General features: G+C 56.3%; 8 protein-coding genes. 3 read left to right on the top strand and 5 right to left on the bottom strand.

The genetic code is table 11. The features are described from left to right. Position 1: 1 nt before the first annotated feature. Both MDG893_RS19915 and polA read right to left on the bottom strand, forming a co-directional pair. Entirely contained in the window at positions 2 to 370 is a 369-nt protein-coding gene (locus MDG893_RS19915) for a hypothetical protein (protein WP_007155645.1), read from the bottom strand. A 220-nt stretch (positions 371 to 590) separates the two neighbouring features. Next, positions 591 to 3,326, bottom strand: coding sequence for a DNA polymerase I (polA, locus tag MDG893_RS19910; protein WP_007155644.1), 2,736 nt, complete (start codon positions 3,324 to 3,326; stop codon positions 591 to 593). A gap of 128 nt (positions 3,327 to 3,454) precedes the next feature. Between polA and MDG893_RS19905 the strand changes: the two genes are divergently transcribed. Further along, positions 3,455 to 3,781, top strand: a complete 327-nt coding sequence (locus MDG893_RS19905) for a DUF2782 domain-containing protein (RefSeq protein ID WP_040474829.1) — start codon at positions 3,455 to 3,457, stop codon at positions 3,779 to 3,781. A gap of 16 nt (positions 3,782 to 3,797) precedes the next feature. Here the strand turns inward: MDG893_RS19905 and MDG893_RS19900 are convergent, their stop codons facing one another. Then, a complete protein-coding gene (locus MDG893_RS19900) occupies positions 3,798 to 4,322 on the bottom strand; it encodes a fibronectin type III domain-containing protein (protein ID WP_040474828.1) in 525 nt (174 codons plus the stop codon). Between the two features lie 337 nt (positions 4,323 to 4,659). Between MDG893_RS19900 and MDG893_RS19895 the strand changes: the two genes are divergently transcribed. Next, positions 4,660 to 5,082, top strand: coding sequence for a hypothetical protein (locus MDG893_RS19895; RefSeq protein ID WP_007155641.1), 423 nt, complete (start codon positions 4,660 to 4,662; stop codon positions 5,080 to 5,082). Between the two features lie 82 nt (positions 5,083 to 5,164). On the opposite strand, the gene MDG893_RS19890 is transcribed toward MDG893_RS19895, so the two are convergent. Together MDG893_RS19890 and pyrE are read right to left on the bottom strand one after the other, a co-directional pair. Further along, the gene (locus MDG893_RS19890; RefSeq protein WP_007155640.1) at positions 5,165 to 5,815 is read right to left on the bottom strand and encodes a DUF4124 domain-containing protein; all 651 of its coding nucleotides are present in this window, start codon (positions 5,813 to 5,815) and stop codon (positions 5,165 to 5,167) included. A 79-nt stretch (positions 5,816 to 5,894) separates the two neighbouring features. Then, positions 5,895 to 6,533 carry an orotate phosphoribosyltransferase gene (gene pyrE, locus MDG893_RS19885; protein WP_007155639.1) on the bottom strand — a complete coding sequence of 213 codons (639 nt, stop codon included), beginning with the start codon at positions 6,531 to 6,533 and terminating at the stop codon, positions 5,895 to 5,897. Positions 6,534 to 6,614: 81 nt separating this feature from the next. Here pyrE and MDG893_RS19880 point away from each other — a divergent pair, with 81 nt between their 5' ends. Continuing rightward, positions 6,615 to 7,421 (top strand): exodeoxyribonuclease III, encoded by an 807-nt coding sequence (locus MDG893_RS19880; RefSeq protein WP_007155638.1) that lies wholly within the window; start codon positions 6,615 to 6,617, stop codon positions 7,419 to 7,421. The last annotated feature ends 6 nt before the right edge of the window (positions 7,422 to 7,427 follow it).

The following is a 7,427-nucleotide window of genomic DNA, read 5'->3' as shown; positions in this document are numbered from 1 at the left end:
CTCAACCTATGATCTGCCCACGATAGATAACCTTCTTCTTTCTTGTCCTTTCTGCTTCTGTCTCGGAAACTCCGCTGTCGCCCCTCGAGGTTTCCTCGGCAATTTCCTGTCCGCGATACATTCGTTTCGCCTTATCGGTGTCGTCGTCCAGGTCCAGGTGAGGAATCTGAGGCCTGAGAGTTTCCCAGGTGCGGATGAGGTGGGCTGAGCGGGTTTTGCTGGCATAGTCCGCTAGATGCCGTTCCAGGTGCTCTTCCGTGAGGTGCAGCTTTACCCCGAACTCAGACTGGATTAAACGGCGACATTGATGAACCAGTTTCAGTAATCCAGGGTTCATAAGCCAACTGCGCTCGGAAGCCAGAGAAGTCATGGTGAGTGCCTCGGGTCGAAAGTGTCACAACATGGCCCCGGTGTTCACTCATTCGGATCCGGGGCCGACCTTCTCAAGGCCTGCGAATTTCGTGCCGTTTTCGGCTGTTGAGTCCAGCGCCGTCGTTGCTGGGAGCATGCGGGTGAGGCGGCAAAAAGAATGGTGTGTTTTGGGGCGAAAAAGGTGGTTTCGCCCCAAAACGGAACCCGGGCCGAAAGAGTCAGTGGGCTTCGTCCCAGTTATTACCGACGCCAGCCTCCACCAGCAAAGGCACATCCAGCGATGCCGCAGCAGACATCCGCTTCTCTAAACCTTCGCGAATCGTGTCCACGGCGGATTCACGCACTTCCAGAATCAGTTCGTCGTGAACCTGCAGAATCATCCGGGCATCATCCTGGTGATGTTCCTGTAGCCAGTCCTCAACGCTGACCATGGCTCGTTTGATAATGTCCGCGGCAGTCCCCTGCATGGGGGCGTTGATGGCGGTGCGCTCGGCGGCCTGCTGCATCTGCTTGTTGCGGGCGTTGATTTCCGGCAGGTACAGGCGACGGCCGTAGAATGTTTCCACGTACCCGTCGTCGTGCGCCTGTTTGCGGATGTTGTCCATGTATTTCAGCACGGCTGGGTAACGTTCGAAATAGCGGTCGATATACTCCTGGGCCTGATGGCGACCCACATCCAGCTGGCGGGAAAGCCCGAACGCAGACATGCCGTAGATTAACCCGAAATTGATGGCTTTGGCGCTGCGACGCTGGTCGCCTGAGACGTCGTCGACGGCCACACCAAAGACCTCGGCGGCCGTCGCCCGGTGAATGTCCTCCCCCTTCTCAAAGGCCGTGAGCAGTCCTTTGTCCCCCGACAAATGTGCCATGATGCGCAGTTCAATCTGGGAGTAGTCCGCCGCCACCAGTTTGTAGCCTTCAGGGGCCACGAAAGCCTGACGAATGCGCCGTCCCTGTTCGCTGCGGATGGGAATGTTCTGCAGGTTCGGCTCCGAGGACGACAGTCGGCCGGTGGCTGTCACCGCCTGGTGATAGGAGGTATGAATCCGGCCGGTGCGATGGTGAATCAATTCCGGCAGGGTATCCGTGTAGGTGGATTTGAGCTTGCTCAGGCTGCGGTGTTCCAGGATCAGCCGGGGCAGGGTGTGTTCATGGGCAAGTTCCTGCAGTACCGGTTCCGCCGTGGACGGGGCGCCTTTCGGGGTTTTCTTCACCACCGGCAGCCCCATCTTGTCGTAGAAAATGGCCTGTAGTTGCTTGGGAGAGCCCAGATTGAAGCTTTCGCCGGCTTCCTCGTGGGCCTCCTTCTCGAGCTCTGCCATACGCTCTGCCAGTTCCTGGCTGTGTTTGCGCAGCGTGCTGGCGCTGATCATCGCGCCCCGTTGCTCCATGCGGGACAGTACGGGCACCAGTGGCAGGTCAATCTTTTCGTACACTTCCTGCAGCCGGCCGGTTTTCTCCAGTTGCGGGCGCAACGCCTGGTGCAGTCGTAAGGTGATATCGGCGTCTTCCGCTGCATAGGGGCCGGCCTGCTCCAGCTCAATCTGGTTGAAGGTCAGTTGCTTGGCGCCTTTGCCGGCGATGGATTCGAAAGTGATGGTCTGCTCGCCCAAGTATTGCATGGCCAGCGAGTCCATGTCATGGCGAGACCCTACGGAATTGAGTACGTAGGACTCCAGCATGGTGTCTTCGGCAATGCCATTTAGGTTGATGCCGTGGTTGGCGAGCACGTTCTTGTCGTACTTGAGGTTCTGGCCGAGCTTGGCTTTCTTTGGATCTTCCAGCAGCGGCTTCAACTGACTCAGCACGGTGTCCCGGTCCAGTTGTTCCGGAGCGCCCATGTAATCGTGGCCGAACGGCACGTAGGCAGCCTCGCCGGGCTCGATGGCAAAGGACACGCCAACGACATCAGCGTCCATATAACGCAGGCTGGTGGTTTCGGTGTCAAAGGCGAACAACGGTGCCTTTTTGAGGCGGTCAATCCAGCTGTCCAGTTCTGCCTGATCGGTCACTACCGTGTATGTCTTCTCCTTACTGGCAGGGTTGCTGCTGTTGTCGACAGCGTTGTCCGTGCTTTTTTCATCGGCTGAGTCGCCGTTTTCAAGCTCGGCAATCCAGGACCGAAGCTCATATTCCCGGAACAGTTCCAGCAACTGGCTGTCGTCCTGGGTCCTCAGCTTGAGGTCCTCCAGGCCGAACTCAAGATCCACGTCGGTTTTGATGGTGGCCAGTTGACGGCTGAGCGGCAGAGTTTCAGTGGCTTCCCGAAGGTATTCGCCAATCTTGCCTTTGACCTCATCCGAGTGCTCGATGATGTTGTCCAGGTTGTCCCATGTCTGCAGCCATTTAACCGCGGTTTTCGGACCGCATTTGTTGACGCCGGGAATGTTGTCCACCTTGTCGCCCACCAGCGCCAGGTAGTCGACGATCTGATCCGGGCCAATGCCGAATTTCTCGACCACGCCGTCGCGGTCCATGCGGGTGTCCGTCATGGTGTTGATCAGGGTGACGTGATCGCTCACCAACTGCGCCATATCTTTGTCGCCGGTCGAGACCACCACGTCAATGCCCTTGCTGGTGGCTTCATGGGCGAGGGTGCCGATGACGTCGTCGGCCTCCACGCCACTGACGATCAGAAGCGGCAGCCCCATGGCGCGAACCATGTCGTGGATCGGTTGGATCTGTACGGCCAGGTCGTCCGGCATGGGAGGGCGGGTGGCTTTGTAGTCTTCATAGAGATCGTTGCGGAAGGTCTTGCCCTTGGCGTCGAACACCACCACCATTTTTGAGCCCGGAAAATCCTGTTCCAGCTTCCGGATCATACTGATAACACCCTTGATGGCGCCCGTGGGGTGACTTTTGCTGGTCATCAGTGGCGGCAGGGCATGATAGGCGCGGAAGAGGTAGGAAGAACCATCTACAAGAACCACCGGCGGAGTCTGCTGCTGTGTCATATCAAAACGGATCCGGATTCTGATTGAAGCGTTGATAGGCTTGTGCAACTCTGACACTAACGGTGTGCATTTCCGTGTGTCAGCGTGATGATGCACGTCTCTAAACAGAACCGAAGAGTACCATGAAAATGAAACGTATCGCTTGCTCGGGTCTTGTGTTGGGTATGCTCTGCGGGCCGTCAATGGCCCAGGAGGATATCGATGTTGTAGAGACGCCCAAGGAGCCCCTGGTGGTGTCTGATTACCAGCCATCCGCCGATGGGGCGCAGATTGTGATTCGCCCGGGTGAGAACGAGGTGTTCTACGAATACCGGGTGAATGGTCAACTGGTGGAGATCAAGGTAGTGCCGGAAGTCGGTCCCGAGTACTACCTGGTGCCTGCTGATGGCGGCGGCTGGATTCGTGAAAGCGAGACCGACATGCTGGTGCCCAGTTGGGTCATCTTCAGGTGGTAGTCCGCTCAGATGTTGTTCAGATCAGGTTGACGGTGACTGCGTCGGAGCGCCTGCTTTCCAGCCCACTGTCGTCGAGGGCGGTAATGCTGAATTCATAGGCCCCCGGCGGGAAATCCTCGAGCTGGTAGCGGGTGTCTCCATCACTGGGCAGTGATATCACCTCGTAACGGTCTCTGTGTCGCAGGCGATAATAAATGCGGTAGCCGCTGATGTCGCTGGCATAGAGGCGCGAGCCGTCTTCCCGGGTGAGCGGTGCGTCCCAGTGCAGCGTGGGAGGGGTGACCGACTCCTCGTTGACAGGAGTTCCAGCGTTGGACGTCTCTTCCTGTACCGGTTCAGGCTGCCCGAGCGTGTCCCGTATGGATGAAACCGCATCGCCCAGCCTTTGTTCCGATGCTTCGTTGGCTTGGCTTGAAGCGGCCCTTGATGCCCCGGAGTCTTCCTGGCATCCGGCCACGATGGCCAGTGCCATTCCGGCGACGACCATTTTCCACAGTTGCTGATGGCTCGCAGCGTTCTGGCTGAGACTTTTAACTGGCATGGTGTTTCTCGCAATCCGTTCGTCAGCGCGTTGTTGGTGCTGTTGTTACTGCATTGGGGTACGTCAGAAGCGAGGCCTGAATAAAACGGGGAGACGGGCTTGCTGAATTCAAGGCGCAGAGCATGCCGAATCTGAAAGAAATCATCAAGTGAACAATCCGTAAATTCCGAGACGCCCCCGCTCCCTTTGACAGATGACGAATTAGGGCGTGGTTTTAGTATGAACATTCTAATTTTTGACCGTAACCTTCGACATGTGATCAGAAGTCGGCATCGGTTTGCCGGCGATAACGATGCAGATTTTCAAACCACGCATCCACAATCTTAGGAGAGTCATCATGGGTAAACTCAAGACCTATCAGGAACAGCTTCAGGACATCGTAGAAAAGGGCATCAATGCGGCTGAAGAGCAGCAGAAGAAACTGGCTTCCAAGCCGTTCGAGTACGCTGAAAAGCTGGAAACCGAAGCTCGTGAGTACAGCGTAAAGACCCTGCGCACTCGTTACTATGGCCACAGCGAGAACCTGTTCGAGCAACTGCGCAGCCTGAACACCCGTTTCGGCAGCTTTGCGGCCGACCTGGTTGCCAAGCTCGAGAAAGAAGCGGCTGAAGGCGCAGACACCGTTGCCGACGCAGCGGATGAAGTGACCAGTGTTGCTCAGTCAACCAAGGCCACTGCCCAGGCCAAGAAGCCGGCTGCACGCAAAACCACAGCCCGCAAGAGCACCAGCGCTGCCAAGAAGAGCACCGCGACTGCCTGAACGGCAACCGGGGTTCTTTGAAGCATAAAAAAAGGTCACCGTGAGGTGACCTTTTTGTGTCTGATTGGTCGAGCCGTGTGGTTTATGATTCTTCCAGGTCGTCCGGGTCCAGCGGAAGCGTTCTTTCCTCGTCTGTAATTTCTTCCAGCCGTTCGATGTCCGCTTCGAAGCGCTCCCGCAGGGCTTTTATATTGGCGTTCTGCGAGTTGATCTCCCGTTCGATATCACGAATCTGGGCTTCCAGCCGCCGTATTTTTTCCAGTGTCGCTTCGGGTATGTCGCGACCGGAACGTTCCAGGTCAGCAGCCCGGCTCTGTTCGCTGTCCAGTTGGCTGACGATCACCGAAATGTTGCCTCTCTTGAGCTGATTTAATCCCTGCAGCTCACGTATCTTCCGGTGCATGGCGCGCACGGCTTCGTCTGGGTGGCTGTAGCGCTCCAGAAGCTTGCGATCGAGCTCCCGTTGTCGTTCCTCTTCGGCCAGGCGTTTTTCCTCGGCTTCCCTGGCGGCAATCTCCTCTTCGGTGGGTTCAGGATCAATCGTTTCAATCACCCGACCGTTCTTGCTGAGAATGTCGTAGCCCCGCCTTGACGCTTCCTGGGGAATGGTGCTGCTGATGACAATCTGACCGTTCTCATCGGTATAGCGGTACATCCTTGCCTCTACGATAGAGGCAGACATCAGCGCAGCCGCAGCAGATACAGCGATTGAAAACCTGGTCAGACGATTCATGATGAGAGACTGGCGCTCCGCTTAGAACAATGTATGTCAGGAAGCATAACAAAAGCTGAACGATAAGCCATGTCTGGATTCAGACTCCGTACTCATCCCGATATGCGGCGACTTTGTCAGCATGTTCTGAGAAGTCGGGTCTGCTTTGCAGGTAGGCGAGCACCTGCTCGAGCCTGATAATACTGACCACGGGGATGCCGAATTCGTCTTTGACTTCCTGGATGGCGGATAGTTTACCGGCGCCTCGCTCCTGACGGTCCAGGGCGATGAGCACCCCTGCGGGCTCCGCCCCTGAAGTGCGGATCAGTTCCATGGATTCCCGGATAGCCGTGCCAGCGGTGATAACGTCGTCAACAATCAGTACTTTGCCCTCCAGTGGGGCGCCCACGATATTGCCACCCTCGCCGTGATCCTTCTTTTCTTTTCGGTTGAAAGCGAATGGTTTGTTGTTACCCTCGGCGGCCAGGGCCATGGCGGTGACCGTCGCCAACGGTATGCCCTTATAGGCAGGCCCGAAAATAATGTCATAATCCAGCCCACTACGCTGGAGTGCTGCGGCATAGGCCTTGCTTAACTCAAGCAGGTCCTCCCCGGTATTGAACAGCCCCGCGTTGAAGAAGTAGGGGCTGGTGCGGCCGGATTTAAGCGTAAATTCTCCGAAACGGAGCACGTTACGGCGAATGGCGAATTCAATGAACTGTTGCTGATAGTCGTGCATGACAGGGCTTCTGGCGGGTTTGGATCTTTAATTAACGCGTAAAACCGGTATCATACACACAAACCGAATCAGGGAACACGTATGCGGGTAGTTACAATCAGCGTCAACGGTCTGGCCCAGGCTGTTGAGAAAGGTTTCTTTGAATGGCTAGCCAGGCAGGACGCTGACGTGGTGTGCGTTCAGGACCACCGCATGCGGGCCTACGAAATTGAGGATTTCAATCTTATCCCTGAAGGGTACGAAGCCTACTTTATTGATGGTGAGCGTAACGAAGACGGTGGCGTTGGTATCTATACCCGCCATTTCCCAAAGGCCATCATGTACGGTTTCGCCAATGAGCAGGCAGATCGCGAAGGCCGCTTCATTCAGGCGGATTTTGACAAGGTGTCTGTCGCCTGCGTTCTCTCTCCCAGCGCACTTGGCCGCGAAGAAGAGTTGATTGGCGAGGACGACCTTACGGTTCTGGATCATAAGGATGATTTCATGGAAGCCTTTGGCCTCCATATGCAGAAAACCCTGCGTAAGCGCCGCCAGTTTATTTTCTGCGCCAATCTGCAAACCGCCCATCACGTGACCGACGCCAGCCCGCTGTACCACAAACTGGATTTCTCCGGCTTCCTGCCCCATGAACGGGCATGGCTGGATCGTTTATTTGATGAAATGGGCTGTGTTGATGCGTTCCGTGATATCAACAAGCAGAGCAACCAGTACACCTGGTGGCCGGAGCAGGCTGAGGGTTCGCGCAAGAATGCCGGTATCCGGGTGGATTATCAGCTACTGACGCCGGGCATCCGAAAGACCATCCAGGATGGCTGGATTGATGACAGCACCCGGTTCTCCGATCACGCGCCAGTGATCATGGATTACGACATCGAAATCGGTTTCTAGGTTGGA

It is taken from the genome of Marinobacter algicola DG893, assembly GCF_000170835.1.
Taxonomy (GTDB): Bacteria; Pseudomonadota; Gammaproteobacteria; order Pseudomonadales; family Oleiphilaceae; genus Marinobacter; species Marinobacter algicola.
The sequence above is the reverse complement of the archived record's forward strand: the minus strand, read 5'-3'. Positions and strand labels throughout refer to the sequence as shown.